The 17,175-nt window shown below is 65.6% G+C and carries 14 protein-coding genes; 4 read left to right on the plus strand and 10 right to left on the minus strand.

Features of this window, described 5'->3' with window-relative positions:
* Positions 1-12: 12 nt before the first annotated feature.
* The 4 genes from kdpA to ACFFJ6_RS00670 all read right to left on the minus strand — a co-directional run bounded on the left by kdpA (position 13) and on the right by ACFFJ6_RS00670 (position 5,385).
* The gene (kdpA, locus tag ACFFJ6_RS00655) at positions 13-1,716 is read right to left on the minus strand and encodes a potassium-transporting ATPase subunit KdpA (RefSeq protein ID WP_378383298.1); all 1,704 of its coding nucleotides are present in this window, start codon (positions 1,714-1,716) and stop codon (positions 13-15) included.
* A gap of 10 nt (positions 1,717-1,726) precedes the next feature.
* The gene (gene kdpF / locus ACFFJ6_RS00660; protein ID WP_156332441.1) at positions 1,727-1,816 is read right to left on the minus strand and encodes a K(+)-transporting ATPase subunit F; all 90 of its coding nucleotides are present in this window, start codon (positions 1,814-1,816) and stop codon (positions 1,727-1,729) included.
* 221 nt (positions 1,817-2,037) lie between these two features.
* Positions 2,038-4,647 carry a bifunctional diguanylate cyclase/phosphodiesterase gene (locus ACFFJ6_RS00665; RefSeq protein ID WP_378385682.1) on the minus strand — a complete coding sequence of 870 codons (2,610 nt, stop codon included), beginning with the start codon at positions 4,645-4,647 and terminating at the stop codon, positions 2,038-2,040.
* A 333-nt stretch (positions 4,648-4,980) separates the two neighbouring features.
* Positions 4,981-5,385 carry a hypothetical protein gene (locus tag ACFFJ6_RS00670; protein WP_378383301.1) on the minus strand — a complete coding sequence of 135 codons (405 nt, stop codon included), beginning with the start codon at positions 5,383-5,385 and terminating at the stop codon, positions 4,981-4,983.
* 435 nt (positions 5,386-5,820) lie between these two features.
* Here ACFFJ6_RS00670 and ACFFJ6_RS00675 point away from each other — a divergent pair, with 435 nt between their 5' ends.
* On the plus strand, positions 5,821-6,015 hold the full coding sequence (locus tag ACFFJ6_RS00675) for a hypothetical protein (RefSeq protein WP_378385684.1): 195 nt from the start codon (positions 5,821-5,823) through the stop codon (positions 6,013-6,015).
* Here the strand turns inward: ACFFJ6_RS00675 and ACFFJ6_RS00680 are convergent.
* The 4 genes from ACFFJ6_RS00680 to ACFFJ6_RS00695 all read right to left on the minus strand — a co-directional run bounded on the left by ACFFJ6_RS00680 (position 6,012) and on the right by ACFFJ6_RS00695 (position 10,138).
* Positions 6,012-7,274 (minus strand): acyl-CoA dehydrogenase family protein, encoded by a 1,263-nt coding sequence (locus tag ACFFJ6_RS00680; RefSeq protein WP_378383303.1) that lies wholly within the window; start codon positions 7,272-7,274, stop codon positions 6,012-6,014. The genes ACFFJ6_RS00675 and ACFFJ6_RS00680 overlap by 4 nt on opposite strands.
* 72 nt (positions 7,275-7,346) lie before the next feature.
* Complete coding sequence (locus tag ACFFJ6_RS00685) at positions 7,347-7,694, minus strand: c-type cytochrome (RefSeq protein ID WP_378383305.1); 348 nt, start codon at positions 7,692-7,694, stop codon at positions 7,347-7,349.
* Between the two features lie 7 nt (positions 7,695-7,701).
* Positions 7,702-8,139, minus strand: coding sequence for a hypothetical protein (locus tag ACFFJ6_RS00690; RefSeq protein ID WP_378383307.1), 438 nt, complete (start codon positions 8,137-8,139; stop codon positions 7,702-7,704).
* Between the two features lie 184 nt (positions 8,140-8,323).
* Positions 8,324-10,138, minus strand: coding sequence for a putative bifunctional diguanylate cyclase/phosphodiesterase (locus tag ACFFJ6_RS00695; protein WP_378383309.1), 1,815 nt, complete (start codon positions 10,136-10,138; stop codon positions 8,324-8,326).
* Positions 10,139-10,309: 171 nt separating this feature from the next.
* Between ACFFJ6_RS00695 and ACFFJ6_RS00700 the strand changes: the two genes are divergently transcribed.
* Positions 10,310-11,152 carry an SDR family NAD(P)-dependent oxidoreductase gene (locus ACFFJ6_RS00700; RefSeq protein ID WP_378383311.1) on the plus strand — a complete coding sequence of 281 codons (843 nt, stop codon included), beginning with the start codon at positions 10,310-10,312 and terminating at the stop codon, positions 11,150-11,152.
* Between the two features lie 184 nt (positions 11,153-11,336).
* Here ACFFJ6_RS00700 and ACFFJ6_RS00705 read toward each other — a convergent pair whose 3' ends face one another.
* Together ACFFJ6_RS00705 and ACFFJ6_RS00710 are read right to left on the minus strand one after the other, a co-directional pair.
* Complete coding sequence (locus ACFFJ6_RS00705; protein WP_378383313.1) at positions 11,337-12,716, minus strand: cytochrome P450; 1,380 nt, start codon at positions 12,714-12,716, stop codon at positions 11,337-11,339.
* 122 nt (positions 12,717-12,838) lie between these two features.
* Positions 12,839-14,173: an adenylate/guanylate cyclase domain-containing protein gene (locus tag ACFFJ6_RS00710; RefSeq protein ID WP_378383315.1), complete on the minus strand. Its 1,335-nt coding sequence runs from the start codon at positions 14,171-14,173 to the stop codon at positions 12,839-12,841.
* Positions 14,174-14,313: 140 nt separating this feature from the next.
* On the opposite strand from ACFFJ6_RS00710, the gene htpX reads away from it, so the two are divergent.
* Together htpX and ACFFJ6_RS00720 are read left to right on the plus strand one after the other, a co-directional pair.
* On the plus strand, positions 14,314-15,285 hold the full coding sequence (htpX, locus tag ACFFJ6_RS00715; protein ID WP_378383317.1) for a zinc metalloprotease HtpX: 972 nt from the start codon (positions 14,314-14,316) through the stop codon (positions 15,283-15,285).
* Positions 15,286-15,714: 429 nt separating this feature from the next.
* Positions 15,715-17,136, plus strand: coding sequence for an MFS transporter (locus ACFFJ6_RS00720; protein WP_378383319.1), 1,422 nt, complete (start codon positions 15,715-15,717; stop codon positions 17,134-17,136).
* The last annotated feature ends 39 nt before the right edge of the window (positions 17,137-17,175 follow it).

The raw sequence follows: 17,175 nt of genomic DNA on the forward strand, positions 1-17,175 counted from the left end.
TGGAACTCCGGATTAGTACGCGGCGCCGTTCAGCATCGCGAGATGCTCGACGATCGGGCCGACAGCGAGTGCGGGGAAGAAGGTGAGACCGCCGACGATGACGATGACGCCGACGAGCAGGCCGACGAACAGCGGACCGTTGGTCGGGAAGGTGCCGGAGGTGGCGGCGACCTTCTTCTTGCCGGCGAGCGAACCGGCGATCGCCATGGCTGGCACGATCATCCAGAAACGACCGAAGAACATCGTCATCGCGCCGGTGAGGTTGTAGAACGGCGTGTTGCCGGTGAGGCCGCCGAACGCCGAGCCGTTGTTGGCGGCCTGTGAGGTGAAGGCGTACAGCACTTCCGAGAAGCCGTGCGGACCGGCATTGGCCATCGATGCCACGGCCGGCGGATACACCACGGCAATCGCCGTGAAGCCGAGCATGAAGAGCGGCAGCACCAGGATCGCCAGCATCGCCATCTTGACCTCGCGGGCCTCGATCTTCTTGCCGACATATTCGGGCGTGCGGCCGACCATCAGTCCGGCGAGGAAGATGGTGACGATGACGAACAGCAGCATGCCGTAGAGGCCGGCGCCGACGCCGCCGATCACGATCTCGCCGAGCTCCATGTTGATGATCGGGATCATGCCGCCGAGTGCGGTGAAGGAGTCGTGCATGGCGTTGACGGCGCCGCAGGACGCCGCGGTGGTGACCACGGCGAACAGTGCCGAGGCGACGATGCCGAAACGGACTTCCTTGCCTTCCATGTTGCCGCCGGCCAGGCCGAGCGACTGCAGGATCTGCGTGCCGTTGGCTTCGGCCCAGTAGCAGACCGCGACGCCGGCGATGAAAAGCGCGCCCATCGCGGCGAGGATCGCCCAGCCCTGGCGCTGGTCGCCCACCATGCGGCCGAAAACGTTGGTGAGCGCCGCGCCGAGCAGGAAGATCGACAGCATCTGCACGAAATTCGACAGCGCGGTCGGGTTCTCGAACGGATGGGCCGCATTGGCGTTGAAGAAGCCGCCGCCATTGGTGCCGAGCATCTTGATGGCGACCTGCGAGGCCACCGGGCCGACCGCCAGCGTCTGCTTGCCGCCTTCGAGCGTAGTGGCGTCCACGTAAGCGCCGAGCGTCTGCGGGATGCCCTGCCAGACCAGGAACAACGTGAAGATCACGCTGATCGGCAGCAGCACGTAGAGCGTGCAGCGGGTGACGTCGACCCAGAAATTGCCGACAGTCTTGGCCGAGGCGCGGGCGAAGCCGCGGATCAGCGCGACGGCCAGCACGATGCCGGTCGCTGCCGACAGGAAGTTCTGCACCGTCAGGCCGAGCATCTGCGACAGATACGACATCGTTGTCTCGCCGCCGTAGTTCTGCCAGTTGGTGTTGGTGAGAAACGACACCACGGTGTTGAAGGTGAGATCCGGCGCCACCGCGGACTGGTCCGCAGGGTTGAGCGGCAGCAGGCTCTGCAGTCGCAGCAGGCCGTACAGCAGCAGGAAGCCGGCGGCGTGAAACAGCAGCATCGCGACCGTGTAGGTCAGCCAATGCTGCTCGCGCTGCGGATCGACGCCGCAGAGCCGGTAAAGGCCGGCCTCGACCGGCCGAAATGCGAATGACAGCGGCGTGGTCTGGCCGTTGAAGACGCGGGTGAGATAGGCGCCGAACAGCGGCGTCAGCGCGACGATGATCGCGCAGAACAGCAAGATCTGGGTCCAACCGATGAGGGTCATCGCGATGCTCCTAGAACCGCTCGGGGCGCAGCAGCGCATAAACCAGGTAGATCAGCAGCAGGGCGCTGACCGACGCGGCGAACAGGTAGTCGAACGTCATGGGGCGCTCCTCAAATCCGTTCGCACGCATAGGCGTAGCCTATGGTGACGGCGAACAGGCCGAAGCCGGCGAGGAGCATGAGAAAGTCGAGCATCGAAGCCTCCTGATGATGGCTCCGATGCAGCTAGGCCCCGGCCCGTAAGGAAGCGATGCGGAAATGCCCGTGCGGGCATAAAGCCGGCATAAAGACCAGGGTGATCCGGCCGAACCGCAGACGAGCGTCAGGCGGCCCGGGTGTTGCGATGTTCGTCGAGCAGGGCCCGGAACTTGCGCGCCGGAACGGCCGGGCTGAACAGCCAGCCTTGCATCTGCGTGCAGCCGAGCGCGCGCAGGATGTCGCGCTGAGGCTCAGTCTCGACGCCTTCTGCGGTCGTCGTCATGCTGCGCGACGCCGCGATGTTGACGACGGCTTCGATGATTGCCTTCGATGTGTCGGTCCGATCGACGCTGTCGACGAAGGTGCGGTCGATCTTGATCTTGTCGAACGGGAATCGCTGCAGATAGCTCAGCGACGAATAGCCGGTCCCGAAATCATCCAGCGAGATCCGGACGCCAAGAGTGCGGAGCTGATTCAGAGTGGTCAGCGCCGCATCGTCGTCGTGTATCAGCACCGCTTCGGTGACTTCGAGTTCGAGACGCCGTGCCGGCAGCCCGGTCGATCCGAGCATCGAGGCGACCAGCAGCGCCAGCGTCTGTTGCCTGAACTGCACCGGTGAGATGTTGACCGCAAGCGTGATGTCGTCGTCCCACTGCGCTGCCTCGGCGCAGGCCGCCGCCAGGGTCCAGCCGCCGATCTCGTTGATCAGGCCGGTATCTTCGGCGATCGGAATGAATTCGGCCGGTGAGATCAGGCCGCGTGTCGGATGCCGCCAGCGCAGCAGCGCCTCGCAACCGGTGATGGCGTCGGTGCGCAGATCGATCACCGGCTGGTAGTGGATCTCGAAGCCGCCGCTCGAGATGGCGTGACGCAGATCGAATTCGAGTTCACGCCGGGAACGCGCGACGGCGTCCATTTCGGGCTCGAAGAACCGGAAGGTGCGCCGGCCGCCGGCCTTGGCGCCGTACATCGCGAGGTCGGCGTTCTTGATGAGCTGGTCGATGTCGGCGCCATCGCCGGGCGCGATCGCGATCCCGATCGAGGCGTCGGTCGACAGATGATGGCCGAGGCACTGATACGGAGCCCGGATCGCCCGGTGGATCTGCTCGGCCAGCACCGTTGCGCGATTGCTGTCGCCGGCATTGGCGGCAATGATCGCGAATTCGTCGCCACCGAGCCGGGCCACGAAGTCACCGGCATCGACGCAACCGCGCAGCCGGATCGCCACCTGCTTCAGCAGGTCGTCGCCGACCGGGTGCCCCAGCGTATCGTTGATACTCTTGAACTCGTCGATATCGATATACAGCAGCGCGAAGGTGCCGCCGCGCTGGCTGCGTTGCAGCTCGAGCTCGAGCCGCTGCCGGAACAGGCTGCGGTTCGGCAGATCCGTCAGACTGTCGTAATGCGCCAGATAGGCAATCCGCTCGCTGTCGCGGATCCGCTCGGTGATATCCTCGTGGGTCGAGACCCAGCCGCCGCCCGGCACCGGCACGCTGGAGATCTGGATCGAGCGATCGTCCGAGCCGTGCTTCGCGGTGGTCTTTTCCACCATCACCGCCTGAATGATGCGGCTGCAATATTCGTCGACGTCGCCCTTGAAGGACCCGACCGATTGGCGATGGGCGACGATGTCGCGGAAGCTGCAGCCCGGCTTCACGATCTCCGGCGACAGCCCGTACATCTCGATATAGCGCTGATTGCAGACCACCAGCCGGGCCTGCGCGTCGAACAGCAACAGGCCCTGGGACATGTTGTTGATCGCGGTGTTCAGCCGCTGCTTGTCCACCGCCAGCTTTACCTGCGTCGCCTCGTGCTGCTTGCTGACCTGACGGACGATCAGCAGCAGGATCACCGCGACGACCAGAGCCGAAACGGCGGCGGCGCCGATCAGCAGCCGTGTCTGCTTGCGCCAGGCAGCCAGTGCTTCGTCCGTGGTCGTGGCGGTGACCACGACGATCGGCAAGCCTCTGAGTGCATGCGACGATACCAGGCGGTCGCGTCCGTCGATCGGACTCGTCAGTTGAGCGTTGATGTTCGCTTCGAACAGCCTGGCCCGCTCGATCGCGCCCGCGCGTACATTATGGCCGATCTTGTCGTCGGCGTGCGGATAGCGCGCCATCAGCACGCCGTTCCGGTGGTGAATGGAGATGGCGGAATCTCCTCCGAGCGAAACCGAGGCGAGGAAGTGCTCGATGTAGGAGGGCGTCAGGGACCGGCTGACCACGCCGAGAAATTCCCCGTCGATGTTCACGAGTCGCTGCGCCATTACGATCATCCAGCCGCCGGCTAGCGTATTCTGGATCAGTTCGACGGTCACACGCGGCGCTTTGCCCGATTTAAGTGCCTTGAAGTAATCGCGATCGGCGATCGAAAGTTCGGAGACAGGCCAATGGGCCGAGCTGTTGATCAGAACGCCGCGGTGGTCGAAGATCGCCAGCTTGGAAATATCCGGGCCGGATTGGGTTTTGGCGCGCAGCATCTCATGGGTCGCCAGCGTCGCCATCTGGCCGCCGAAGCTGTCGGGCGAACTGAAGGGGGACTGCAGAGCCATCGCGACGACTTCTGACTGTGTGGTCAGAAAGTCTTCGAATTCGCGTTCGTAGTGATGGGAGAGAAGCATCGCGGTGTTGGCGAGCTCTCGTTCGCTGTTCTTCAGAGCCTTGCCGCGGAGATCTCCGACCATCGCGGCCGTCACGACGGCGATCAGCGCAATCAACAACGCGCCGCATCCCATCAACAGCACCACCGGGCGATGGTGTAGGATGTTACCGACTGTCGCGGTGGCCGCCAGGCTTGACGAAACCGAAGCGTCCCCGGCGTTGTGACGCGGGTCGATGTTCATTCTGACAGGAATAACTACCAGTGATGGAAACGGAGTTAGCAATCACGGTAATCAAACCTTAAAAGGAACTCCGAGCAGGTCGGGCTTCCGGTCGCGCCGTCGGAGCGGCCTCACGCCTCATTGGGGGCACCCGAGAATGCCGTTTCGGCAAGGAAAAAGGCCGGCACCCGGAGGGGCCGGCCTTGAAATTATTCGCAGATTTCGAACGAGCGGGTTTCGGTCGGATCAGTTGATCCGGGAGCCCGGCTGCGTCGTCGTCGAATTGTTGTTGCGGTACACTTCGAAAATGCCGAGCGCGATCGCCGCCACGTAAATAAAGACGACGAGGTTACGCGGCAGCAGCATCGAGACGGCGATCAGCGCGACTGCGATCGTGCACGCTTTCACCAGTTTCTGCTCATCCGCGAACAGGGCTTTGAACCGCTCGAGGTTCTCGGGCTTCCACAGCGGCGGGGTCAGGGTTTGCAGCCCGAACTTCTCCCACGCCTGCTTGAAGCCGAGCTCGCGCGCCCAGAGCAGGAAAAGAGCGATCACGAAGGCGAGCAGGGCGACCAGAGCGCCGGGCGGACCACCCGCGTAGCCGATCACGACGACGAGGGCGACGGCAAATGCAGCGAGCCAGAATTGCATGTGAGATACCTATGTTCACCCGGGATGGCGGGTGCCTTTTCAGGTTCGTCCACTCGGGTCCGTCCACGCGCGCGTCGCGGGGCCGGAAGGACAGATGAGTATGCACGCCAGCGCAGTCACGTCGGACTTCCAGACTGGACTCACGATCATGCCGACGGAGTGACCGGCGCGCGCCGATGCCAGTTTTGTTCAAATAAAACAAACCAGATACAGCCGCCAGTCAGGCGAATTGCTGACAGTGGCCATCCGACGAAAGTCATTCGCCGACGCTTAGGACGAGACCGGATGGTGCTGCTGGAGAGCGACGACGAAGCGCCGGCGGATTGGCCATCGTCGGTCTTGCCGCGCCGCCATCGGTATTCCTACGAGCCGGTAATTTAATCTCTGCGTAACGACGTTCCCCGAATAGTCGCCGCGATGGAGATCAGCACCATGATGACGCAGACACTGGAAACGACCGATGTGAAGGAAGCCCGCCGCTCGCGCATTGCGCAGTTCAGCGGCCGTGCGGCAACCCTGAAGGTCGGCGGCTCGTCCATCACCGGCATCGTTCGCGCAGTCAAGGAAGACAAGTCCGGCGAGACCCCCCGCTGGATCGTGACGGTGATCGAGAAGCCGCAGCGGGCCTAACCCAAAAGGGGGGCCGGCGGGACGAACTGACAGGCGTTGCGGCCGGCCTGTCCGCGGGCTCTGGCCAGCTCCGCCCGCGCCACGACGCGCAGATGCACCTCGTCCGGACCGTCCAGGAAGCGCATCGCCCGGCCCCAGGTCCAGAGATAGGCCAGCGGCGTATCCGGCGTCAGGCCCATCGCGCCGAACACCTGCATGGCGCGGTCGACGATCCGGGTCTGGAGCCGCGCCGCCACCAGTTTGATGGCCGAGACGTCGACCCGGGCGGCCGCATTGCCTTCACGATCCATCCGATGCGCCGCCTTCATCACCAGCAGCCGCGCCTGGTCGATCTCGAGCCGCGACTCGGCAATCCAGTCCTGGATGTTCGCGTAATCGGCCAGATACTTGCCGAAGGTCTTGCGCTCGAGCGCGCGTTCGCACATCAGCTCGAGCGCGACCTCGCATTGCCCGATGGTACGCATGCAGTGATGCACCCGGCCCGGCCCGAGACGATCCTGTGCCAGCCGGAAGCCTTTTCCCTCTTCGCCGAGCAGATTGGCCACTGACACGCGGACGTTGCGAAACAGCAGCTCGCAATGCCCTTCGGGCGAATGGTGGTGCATGATCGGAATGTCGCGGACCACGCTAAGCCCCGACGTGTCCATCGGCACCAGCAGCATCGAATGCCGCTCGGTCGAGGACGGGTCGAGATGCTCGCCGGTCAATCCCATCACGATTGCCAGCTTGCAGTTCGGATGCGCGGCGCCGGTGATGAACCATTTGCGGCCGTTGATCACGTAGTCGTCGCCGTCGCGGGTGATGGTGGTGCGGATGTTGCGGGCGTCGGACGAGGCGGCGTCGGGTTCGCTCATCGCGAAGCAGGAGCGGATCTCGCCGATCAGCAGCGGCTCGAGCCATCGCCTGCGCTGCTCCGGCGTCGCGGCGAGCTGTAGCAGCTCCATGTTGCCGGTGTCGGGCGCGTTGCAGTTGAAGACTTCGGACGCCCAGTGGATCCGGCCCATGATTTCGGCGAGCGGGGCGTATTCGAGATTGGAGAGGCGTTGACCGGGATCGTCGTCGCCGAGGCCCGGCAGAAACAGATTCCACAGGTCCTCCGAGAAGGCGCGCGACTTCAGCCGTTCGATCAGCGCCAGCGGATAGCGGCCGGCCGCGGTCTCCCGATGCCAGTCGATATTCACCGGCTCGACGTGAAACCGCATGAAATCGGACAGCTGCGCGCGGAGTCGGTCGACCTTCTCGCTGTATTCGAAATCCATGCTGCGGCCTAGAGGTGGGAAAGCCGCTGCGCGGCGCAAAGAAGGATCGTCAAGCGCGGCGGTCGGGCCGCCTCAGTTGCGCTTGAGGCTGAGGATGTAGCGCACGATCTCGTCGGCATCGCCGGGAGCGATGACGAAGTTCGGCATGTTGGTGTGGTTCGAGCGCAGGAAGACCTTGAGCGACAGTTCGGTCGCGGACGGCATGTCGGCGATGCGCTGAAACGCTGGTCCCTTGCCGCTCGTGCTGTCGCCGGGCTCGATCGCGTGGCACTCTTTGCACCAGCTCGCCGCCAGTCGATGCCCGGCCACGACGGCGTCGGACAAGGTGGTCGCGTCGGCGCGGTGCAGCCGAGGCATCAGCAGCACCGCGGTCAGGGCCAGAGCGGCGGTCGCAAGCGGACGGATCGCGCTTCGCGACATCGGCCGATCAGTGCCGCGCAGTCGAGGGCGCGGGAACGTGGACGTCGTCGCCGAGGGCGTCGATCGTCACCTTGTTGGCGCAATACGCCTGGTAGTGCTCGGCCAGCGAGCCGTCGGCGATGTCGTGATCGCATTCGGCCTTGTGGCGGCACAGCGCGCAAACGCGCTCGAGATCACGCAGCACCAGCGGCTGGGTTCGGGCGATGGCGTCTTCGTCGATGCCGAGCGCCTTGAGAAGCTGCGGCAGTTCCTCGACCTTGTGCGGGCCCTGGCGGACCAGCTCGTCGAGATCGGACGCGGTGACGCCGAGATCATGCGCGATGCGGCCGAATTCCGCGGCGTCGAACTGACACATCTCGGTGACTTCCCGGCGATGCTTGAGCCAGGCAGCGAAGGTGTCGATCAGGCGATCGACGAACGGATAGGGGCGGGTATGGGCAGGCATGGCGCCCTCCAGAGATTGTCCGGGAGTGGCGCGACAATCGCCGATGATCCGGTGTGTCACATTGCGTTAGATCAAGCTGGGGATACCACAATGCAAATCCCGCGCCTGCACCGCGCGGGTTCATTCGGATTCTGTACAAACTACGAGGGGCGTTGTCCCGACAGCGGGGCGGGCCGGGACGGTGCTACATCCGCCCGGCGTTTGAGCGCGGGACGAGCGTCCGCGCAGGTTCGATCTCGCGGCCCGCGGCGCGGGGACGTCCGCTGCCGATGGTGTGAACCGCGGGCTTCAACTCCTCCAGAAAGATCGGCTTGGAGAAGTAGTAACCCTGCGCGTAGCGGATATTGGTCGCGGCCTGCAGATAAGCGAGCTCCTCGAACGTCTCCAGGCCCTCGGCGATCACCGTCATGCCGAGGGCCTCGCTGAGCGATTCGATCGCCTTGAGGATGCCCTGGCTGCGCGGGCGTTTATGGATGTCGGTGATGAAGGAGCGGTCGATCTTGATTTCGTCGGCGGTGATATCGGCGAGAGCCGACAGCGACGAGTAGCCGATGCCGAAATCGTCGATCGAGATACCGACACCGATCTTGCGCAGCAGCGGCAGGATCTCGCCCTGAAAGTGGCTCTTGGCCACGAAGGCATCTTCGGTTACTTCGACCACGAAGCGCGACGGAAATCCCGTGGCGGCGAGCGCCGCCGCGAACGACTGCATGAACGCGAAATTGCCGGCCTGACGGGCGGCGACGTTGATGCTGATGTTGGCGCCGGCGCCGAACGCGGCGTCGATCAGGTCGATCGACCTGGTAATCTCGGCGAGCACCAGATGAGTCAGCTCGTCGATCAGACCCAGCTCGACCGCGAGGTCGACGAAGGTGCCGGGCGCCTGGATCACGCCATCGTCGTCGCGCAGCCGGACCAGGGCCTCGATGCCTTTGATCTCGCGGGTGCGGATATCGACCTTGGGCTGGAAGGCGCAGCAGAAGCGCTTGTCGAGGATCGCCTGGCGCAGCGACTGCTCGATGGCCATCCGCTCCAGCGCCTCGCGCTCCATCGCGACGTTGAACATCGCCGCGGAGCCCTTAGTGGCGCTCTTGACCCGGTACATCGCGATATCGGCGTTCTGGCGCAGCGCGTCGAAACTGCGGCCGTGCTCGGGATAGAGGCTGATGCCGGTCGAGGCCGAGGCGAACAGCTCGGTGCCGTCGATGTAGAACGGCGCCTTCAGCCGTTGCAGCAGGAAGTCGATATAGTCGGCGACTTCGTCCGGACTTCGGATCGGATTGAGCAGCAGCAGGAATTCGTCGCCGCTGATGCGCGACAGCATGTCGGTGTCGCGCAGCTCCATGCCGAGCCGCTTGGCGACGCCCACCAGCAACGCGTCCCCGACCGCATGGCCGTAGTAATCGTTGATGTGTTTGAAGTTATCGATATCGAGAAATGCCAGCGCGAACCGGCTGTCGGGGCCGTCGCGGCGCAGCAGCACGTCGGCCCGGCGTTCGATCACGCTGCGGTTCGGCAGGCCGGTCAGTTCGTCGAAATAGGCGCGCCGGAACAGCTGGTCCTCGGCGGCCTTTTGTTCGGTGATATCGAGCGAGGTCGACAGCAGCAGCCGCCGGCCGGCGATGTCGACCGGGCGGTGCGCGGTGAGCAAGGTGCGCGCGGCCGGCCCGTCGCCGATCTGCTCCTCGCCGATCGAGGCGCGGCCGGTCGCCAGCACGGCGAGGCCCTCGACGCGGCGGTGCTCGATCGCCGAATTCGCCTCTCCGGCTGTCGTCGCAGGCTGGCGCGTTGCCAGGTTCATTCGTGCGGCGGCACCGTCGCTGACGATCAGGAATTCGCCGCGCTCGTCCAGCACCGTGACAGCCCCCGGCAGCGCGCGCAGGATCTCGCGCAGCGCGGGCGCGTCGAGCCCATCCGCCACGCCGGGCGTTGCGGACTGTACCTCTCCCGCTGTTTCCGCGGCGGAAGACACATGTTCGGGGGAGACTGCACTGGACATGGCGCGCCATTGTGGCGCGGCCGGTTGTAGGTTTGGTTAAGTTCCACGTTCAAACGATGCCGCAGCCGGCCCGCCATGGAATTGGATTGCGGTGGCCCGATTTGTCATTAACAGAGAGTCAATGAACGAGCCGGCGGGGCATCAGACCTCGTCCAACAGGGAGGCGGCGCGATGGGACGGCTGAACGGCAAGGTAGCGGTAATCACCGGGGCGACCAGCGGCATCGGCCTGCGAACGGCCGAAGTCTTCGTTGCCGAGGGCGCCAAAGTGGTGATCGCGGGACGGCGGGCGCCGGAGGGAGAGGCGCTGGCGGAGCGGCTCGGCGAAGCCTGCATCTTCCGCCAGACGGACGTCACCGAAGAAGACCAGATAAAGGCGCTGATCGCTCAGGCGGTGGACTCGTTCGGCCGGATCGACTGCCTGTTCAACAATGCCGGCGGTCCGGCACAGACGGGCGGGATCGAGGGGCTGGAGGTCGACCGCTTCGACGCCGCGATGGCGACGCTGGTGCGCAGCGTGATGCTCGGCATGAAGCACGCCGCGCCGCATATGAAGAAGCAGGGCTCCGGCAGCATCATCAACAACGGCAGCATCGCCGGCCGGCTCGCCGGCTTTTCGTCGTCGCTGGTGTACGGCGCCGCCAAGGCGGCGGTGATCCATTTCACCAAATGCGTCGCAATGGAGCTCGGCGAGTCCGGCGTCCGCGTCAACAGCATCTCGCCCGGTGCGATCGCCACCGGCATCTTTGGCAAGGCGCTCGGTCTCACCACCGAGGCGGCGGAAAAGACCTCGGCGACGATGCGCGAGATCTACAAGACCGCGCAGCCGATCCAGCGCGCCGGCATTCCGGACGATATCGCGCAGGCCGCGGTGTTCCTCGCCAGCGACGAGTCGAGCTTCATCAACGGCCACGACCTGGTGATCGACGGCGGCATCACCGGCGGCCGCAACTGGACCCAGCAGCAGCAAGGCTACGTCGCCCTGCGCAAGGCTTTCGACCACAGCGAGGGGTAGGCGCTTTAAGCACAAGCTTATCCCCGTCATTGCGAGGAGCGTAGCGACGAAGCAATCCAGCCCCGTGCACTGCGCTGGATTGCTTCGCGGAGCCTGTCATCGGGCGGCGCTAAGCGCCGACCCGGTGGCTCGCAATGACGGGGTAGGCTCATCGAATAGTCGCGAATTTCGCTAAAGCCGGCGCTTACCTCACCGGCGCCACGTTCACCCGCAGCCCGTCCTTCGGCTTCGGGATCGGCCACATCTGCCAGTTCGACGTGTAGTTCGGCGGCAGACTGACGCTGACGTTCTGCAGCAGGTGCACGGCGAAGCATTTCGCCTGCATGTAGGCGAAGTGCAGGCCGAGGCACATATGCGCGCCGCCGCCGAACGGGATCCAGGCGAAGCGGTGGCGGCCGCGCTGGGCCTCGTCGGTGAAGCGCAGCGGATCGAACCGGTTCGGCTCGGGCCAGATCTCCGGCATGTGGTGCGTGAACAGCGGGTTCACCGCCACCATGGTGCCTGTCGGGATGGTGTAACCCCGGAACGTGAATTCACGCGTGGCGCGGCGCGGCAGCGACGGCACCGGCGGTCGCAGCCGCATCGCTTCCTTGAAGGCCATCTCGGTCAGCGGCAGCGCATCGAGCTGTTGAAAGCTGATGGCTTCGCCCGGCTTCAACCCGAGCCCGGCGATCTCCTCGCGCAATTTCTGCTGCCACTGCGGATTGTCGGCGAGCGCCGCGACGAAGGAGGTGAGCGAGGATGTCAGCGTGTCGTGCGCCGCCATCATCAGGAAGCTCATGTGATCGATGATGTCCTGCGTCGACAGCAGCGCGCCGTCCTCGTGGGTGGCGTGGCAGAGCTGCGAGAACAGATCGTCGCCGCCCTTGGCGCGGCGGATCGGGATCTGTTCGGAGAAGTAAGCGACGATGCGCTTGCGGCCGCGCACGCCGCGCGCCATCGCGGTGCCCGGCCACGGCTTGCGGATCGGCGCCACCGAGGCCGCCACCATGTCGACGAAGGCGGCGTTGATCTCCTCGGTCTCGGCTCCGATTTCGGTGCCGAGGAAAGATGTCGCGGCGAGGTCGAGGGTGAGCTGCTTCATCGCCGGATAGCACAGCATCTCGCCGGGTTTGCTTTGCCACTTGGCGATACGCCGGGCGATGCCGTCGTTGAGCGCGGCCAGATAGGATTGCATCGGCCCCGCCTTGAAGGCGACCGAGAGCGCGCGGCGGTGCAGGCGATGCTCGTCGAAATCGAGCATCATCAGGCCGCGCGGGAACAGCAGGTTGAGGATCGGTCCCCAGCCGTGACTGGATGAGAACAGCTTGGTGTTATCGAACAGCACGAACTCGTTGGCCTCGGGCCCGAGCAGGGTGATCGAGGTCTCGCCGAGCACGCGGCTGCGATACACCGGCCCGTAGTTGCGGGCCATCATCTCGACCTGGCCCTTCGGATCGGCGAGCACTTCGAAGGTGCGGCCAATCACCGGCCAGCCCTCGTCTCCGGGAATGTGCGCGAGGGCGCTGCGTTTCGGCGGCGGCAGCCGTGCGACGAGCGATGAGTCCGCGACCTGGATCGACATAGGGTTTCCTCGGCGTTTCCTGCAGCCTGCGCGGAGGTGATCCTCCGTCTTGCGGCTTTATTGCAGTTGAAAATAGGAGGCGCTTGATCGGCTTGGCAAGCGCTAACTCGGCGCGCGACCGGTCAGGACGCCGCGGTCTGCGGGCGAGCCGCCGCGGGCTCGTGGGGTGTCAGGATCGCCATCGGTGCTGCAACGCCGCGTAAGGGATGCTCGCCGAGCGGTTCCAGCGGTAAGCTGATATGACGCGCCGCAGCGGCGGTGATCAGGATGTTGTGGCCGAGAGTCTTTTGCAGCGCCTCGACGCGGCTGGCTTCATTGACGGCGGGACCGATCACGGTGAAGTCGAGCCGGTTCGGGGCGCCGATATTGCCGAAGAAGACTTCGCCCTCGTGCAGCGCGATGCCGGCGCGCAGGGGGCGCCAGCCTTCGACATCGGCGAGGCCGGGCGGTGGTTCGAGGTTGAGCCGCGTCAGCCCGGCCTGCGCAGCTTGGGCTGCAGCGAGCGCCGCGTTGCCGGCAGCGCAGCCCTCGTCGCTGAGCGGAAACACTGCCAGCAGACCGTCGCCGATGAATTTCAGCACCTCGCCACCCTGCGCCAGCACGGCGTCGACGAATACCTCGAAATAAGCGTTGAGCACCGTGATGGTGTCCCAGCCGCTGAGCCGGTCCGACAGGTCGGTGAAGCCGCGCATATCCGAGACCCAGATGATGGCGCGGATCGGCTCGCCGCTGCCGCGCTTGATGTCGCCGCTCAGCACCTTGGCGGCGGCCACCGGACCAAGATAAGCGCCGAGCGCATTGGTGGAGATCCGCGCCGCGATGTGGCGTTCGACATGCAGTGTGAACAGCACCAGCACGCGCCTGATCTCCGCCAGGTGCTCGTCGCCAAAGCCGCCCGGGCGTGTCGTCGCGAGGGTGACGGCGTGGCGGAAGCCTTCCCCGCCGAGCGGCAGCGCCAGATACTCGGTGTAACCGCTGGCCGCCAGATCGCGCATGATCGGGAATTCAGCCTGCGCAGCGGCGTCCTGCGGATCGCGGCGGATCGCTATGCCTTGCTCGAAGATCCAGCGCAGCGGGTTGAGCTTGAACGCGTCGGTCTCCGCAGTTGCTTGCGGCACCTGCACTTCGTCGCACAGCCCGTCCGATGAGCGCCAGTTCCACGCGAAGCCCAGCAGTTGCGGATGCAGCGTGCCGATATGCAGTGTGGCGCGATCGATCGGCAGCCCGGCCGCGTTCATCCGCCACATCAGCGCTTCGAACGTCAGCAGCAACTCGCGCTCGCCGGCCGCCTCGAGCAGCAGCCAGCGCTGCAATTCTTCGACCGTGCCGGCGGCAGGCGCGCAGCTGCGACCGCGCTGGCTGCGTTGAATGATGGTCACGCCCGGCGGATAGACGCGGACCGCGTCGCGCGGCGCGGCCAGGTCGGTGGCGGTTTCTGAAATGGCAGGATCGGTCACTGCGACAATCTGCCCCTTTGGGGCCGGCGTCGCAAGCCGCGACGCGCGGCCGCACGCGCCGATCTTGTTCGAAAGCAAAGAGTTACCCATCTCACGGATGCGTTATCCGCTCCTCCGGAGTGGGACGCAGGAGGAGGACCATGAGTTACTTCAAGACTGCGATGCTGCTCGCCGGGTTGACCGCGCTGTTCATGGGCGTCGGCTACCTGATCGGCGGTGCCAATGGCGCCCTGATCGCGCTGGTCGTCGCGGCGGCGATGAACATCTTCACCTACTGGAACTCCGACCGGATGGTGCTGTCGATGTACGGCGCCCAGGAGGTCGACGCGCGCACCGCGCCGGACCTGTATCGGATGGTCGCCGAGCTGGCCGGCCGCGCCTCGCTGCCGATGCCGCGCGTGTATATCATGGACAATCCGCAGCCCAACGCGTTCGCGACCGGCCGCAATCCGGAGAACGCCGCGGTGGCGGTGACCACCGGCCTGATGGGCCAGCTCAGCCGCGAGGAGCTGGCCGGTGTGGTGGCGCACGAGCTGGCGCACATCAAGCATCACGACACGCTGCTGATGACCATCACGGCGACCATCGCCGGTGCGATCTCGATGATCGCGCAGTTCGGCATGTTCTTCGGCGGTAACCGAAACAATAACGGCCCGGGCATCATCGGCTCGCTGGCGCTGATGATCCTCGCGCCGCTCGGCGCGATGCTGGTGCAGATGGCGATCAGCCGGACCCGCGAATACGCCGCCGACGAGATGGGCGCGCGGATCTGCGGCCAGCCGATGTGGCTCGCCTCGGCGCTGCGCCGGATCGAGGCCGCCGCGCATCAGGTGCCGAACTATGACGCCGAGCGGGCGCCCGCGACCGCGCATATGTTCATCATCAACCCGCTGTCGGGCCAGGGCATGGACAATCTGTTCGCCACCCATCCTTCAACCGACAACCGCGTCGCTGCGCTGCAGCGGCTCGCCGGCGAAATCGGCGGCGATGGCGCGAGCTTCGGCCGACCGGCTAGCCAGTCGCAGCGCGGCCCGTGGAGCGGTCAGCCGCGCGGCAGCGGCGCCTCGCGCAGCCCGTGGAGCGGCGGCTCGTCGCGCGGTCCCTGGGGGTAGTGCTTCCTCTTCATGCTGAGCGTCGAAGGCCCCGGTCCGCCGGGGCCTTTTTGTTGAGCACCACCTCTCCCCCGTCATTGCGAGGAGCGAAGCGACGAAGCAATCCAGCTCAGTGCACTGCGCTCTGGATTGCTTCGCTTCGCTCGCAATGACGGGGAGAGAGCACATAGCTCGGTCCAGCACCGCACGTGGTGCGATGCACAGTCCATTGACGGCTGGCGCGGCGCTCTGCACACTCGCTTGGTTTCGATTGACTTCATTGTCCGCCGTTGCGGATGCGCGTTGATTCTAAGTAATTGCGTGGCGCTGACCGGGCCGTTTGTGAACCCCGTCGACCAATACTGATTTCACTTACCTGTCGGGTAATCGACCCGACGACGACCGGCTGCGAGGCTGTGGCCCGTAGCTTGATTGCCCGGGATCGTCGCCATGCATTCCACGTCCGCTGCCGCCGTCACCGCTGCATCGTCTCGCCGCTGGCATGTGCTCGCGATCGTCGTCGCGGCGCAGTTCATGTTCGGAGTGGATTCCTTCATCGTCAACGTCGCGCTGCCGACCATCGCGGTCGAGCTGAACGCGTCGTCGTCGCAGCTCGGCGCGGTGATCGCGATCTATCTGATCGGCTATGCGACGCTGATCGTCACCGGTGGCCGGCTCGGCGACATCTACGGCACCAAGACGGTGTTTCTTCTTGGCGTCGCCGGCTTCACGCTGACGTCGCTGTGGTGCGGGCTGGCGCAGTCCGGCACCGAGCTGATCCTGGCGCGGCTGGCGCAGGGCACGACCGCGGCGCTGATGGTGCCGCAGGTACTTGCGACGCTGCACGTGCTGTTTCCCGATGCGGCCCGCACCAAGGCGTTCGCGATCTACGGCATCGTGCTCGGCCTCGCCGGCGCGGCCGGCTTCGCGCTCGGTGGCCTGCTGGTGACGCTCGATCTCGGCGGCTTCGGCTGGCGGGCGATTTTCTTCGTCAACGGCCCGATCGGGCTGATCATCATCGCGGCGGCCGCTCTGATCGTGCCGCAGGCGCCGCGCCGGCCCGGCACGCGGCTCGATCTGCCGGGTGCGGTGATCCTGTTCATCGGTCTGCTCAGTATTATTGGTCCGCTGCTGTTCGGCCAGGAACTCGGCTGGGCGCCATGGATCTGGCTGGCGATGGCCGGCGGCGGCGCGATCGTGGCGCTGTTCCTGCGCTACGAACGCGCGCTGGCCGCACGCGGCGGCATGCCGCTGATCGATCTTGGCCTGCTCGCCGATCCGGCCTTCATGCGCGGCCTCGGGGCGGTGTTCTGCTTCTTCTTCGCCAACCAGTCGTTCTATCTGGTGATCACGCTGTACATGCAGATGGCGCTGCAGATCCCGCCGCTGCCGGCCGGATTGGTGTTCCTGCCGCTGGCGCTGGCCTTCGTGATTGCGGCGCGGCACTCGGGTGCGCGCGCCAAGCGGCGCGGCACGCTGGTGCTGATCGAAGGCTGCCTGCTGCAGATCGCCGGGCTCGGGGTGATCGCGCTGACTGTGGCGAGCGTCGCCGCACCGTCGCCGGCCTTGGTGGCGCTGGTGTTGATCGTGGTCGGCTATGGGCAGGGGCTGGTGATGGCGCCGCTGTCCGGCGCGGTGCTGGCCAGCGTGCAGGCGCACAGCGCCGGCTCGGGCTCCGGCCTGTACGGAACGACGACCCAGATCTCCAGCGCCGCCGGCATTGCGGCCATCGGCTCGCTGTACTTCGCGCTGGCGGCGGTGTCGTCGGGGCGCTTCGCCCTGCTGGTCGCGCTCGCCGTGCTCGCGGTCTCGCTGGTTGGGTGCATCGTGCTGCTGCGCCGGATGCGACGGGCGGCTTTGGTCCCATCGTAGGGGATGTAACGTCGAACGGAGCTGCGTTAGCCTTTCGTC

The sequence above is a fragment of the Rhodopseudomonas telluris genome (assembly GCF_042432815.1).
In the GTDB taxonomy this organism is placed as follows: Bacteria; Pseudomonadota; Alphaproteobacteria; order Rhizobiales; family Xanthobacteraceae; genus Rhodopseudomonas; species Rhodopseudomonas telluris.

Bases quoted from the DNA above. Each gene is read 5' to 3' on its own strand.
- kdpA (WP_378383298.1), bottom strand. From the start codon at position 1,716: ATGACCCTCATCGGTTGGACCCAGATCTTGCTGTTCTGCGCGATCATC.
- kdpF (WP_156332441.1), bottom strand. From the start codon at position 1,816: ATGACGTTCGACTACCTGTTCGCCGCGTCGGTCAGCGCCCTGCTGCTG.
- ACFFJ6_RS00665 (WP_378385682.1), bottom strand. From the start codon at position 4,647: ATGGGATGCGGCGCGTTGTTGATTGCGCTGATCGCCGTCGTGACGGCC.
- ACFFJ6_RS00670 (WP_378383301.1), bottom strand. From the start codon at position 5,385: ATGCAATTCTGGCTCGCTGCATTTGCCGTCGCCCTCGTCGTCGTGATC.
- ACFFJ6_RS00675 (WP_378385684.1), top strand. From the start codon at position 5,821: ATGACGCAGACACTGGAAACGACCGATGTGAAGGAAGCCCGCCGCTCG.
- ACFFJ6_RS00680 (WP_378383303.1), bottom strand. From the start codon at position 7,274: ATGGATTTCGAATACAGCGAGAAGGTCGACCGACTCCGCGCGCAGCTG.
- ACFFJ6_RS00685 (WP_378383305.1), bottom strand. From the start codon at position 7,694: ATGTCGCGAAGCGCGATCCGTCCGCTTGCGACCGCCGCTCTGGCCCTG.
- ACFFJ6_RS00690 (WP_378383307.1), bottom strand. From the start codon at position 8,139: ATGCCTGCCCATACCCGCCCCTATCCGTTCGTCGATCGCCTGATCGAC.
- ACFFJ6_RS00695 (WP_378383309.1), bottom strand. From the start codon at position 10,138: ATGTCCAGTGCAGTCTCCCCCGAACATGTGTCTTCCGCCGCGGAAACA.
- ACFFJ6_RS00700 (WP_378383311.1), top strand. From the start codon at position 10,310: ATGGGACGGCTGAACGGCAAGGTAGCGGTAATCACCGGGGCGACCAGC.
- ACFFJ6_RS00705 (WP_378383313.1), bottom strand. From the start codon at position 12,716: ATGTCGATCCAGGTCGCGGACTCATCGCTCGTCGCACGGCTGCCGCCG.
- htpX (WP_378383317.1), top strand. From the start codon at position 14,314: ATGAGTTACTTCAAGACTGCGATGCTGCTCGCCGGGTTGACCGCGCTG.
- ACFFJ6_RS00720 (WP_378383319.1), top strand. From the start codon at position 15,715: ATGCATTCCACGTCCGCTGCCGCCGTCACCGCTGCATCGTCTCGCCGC.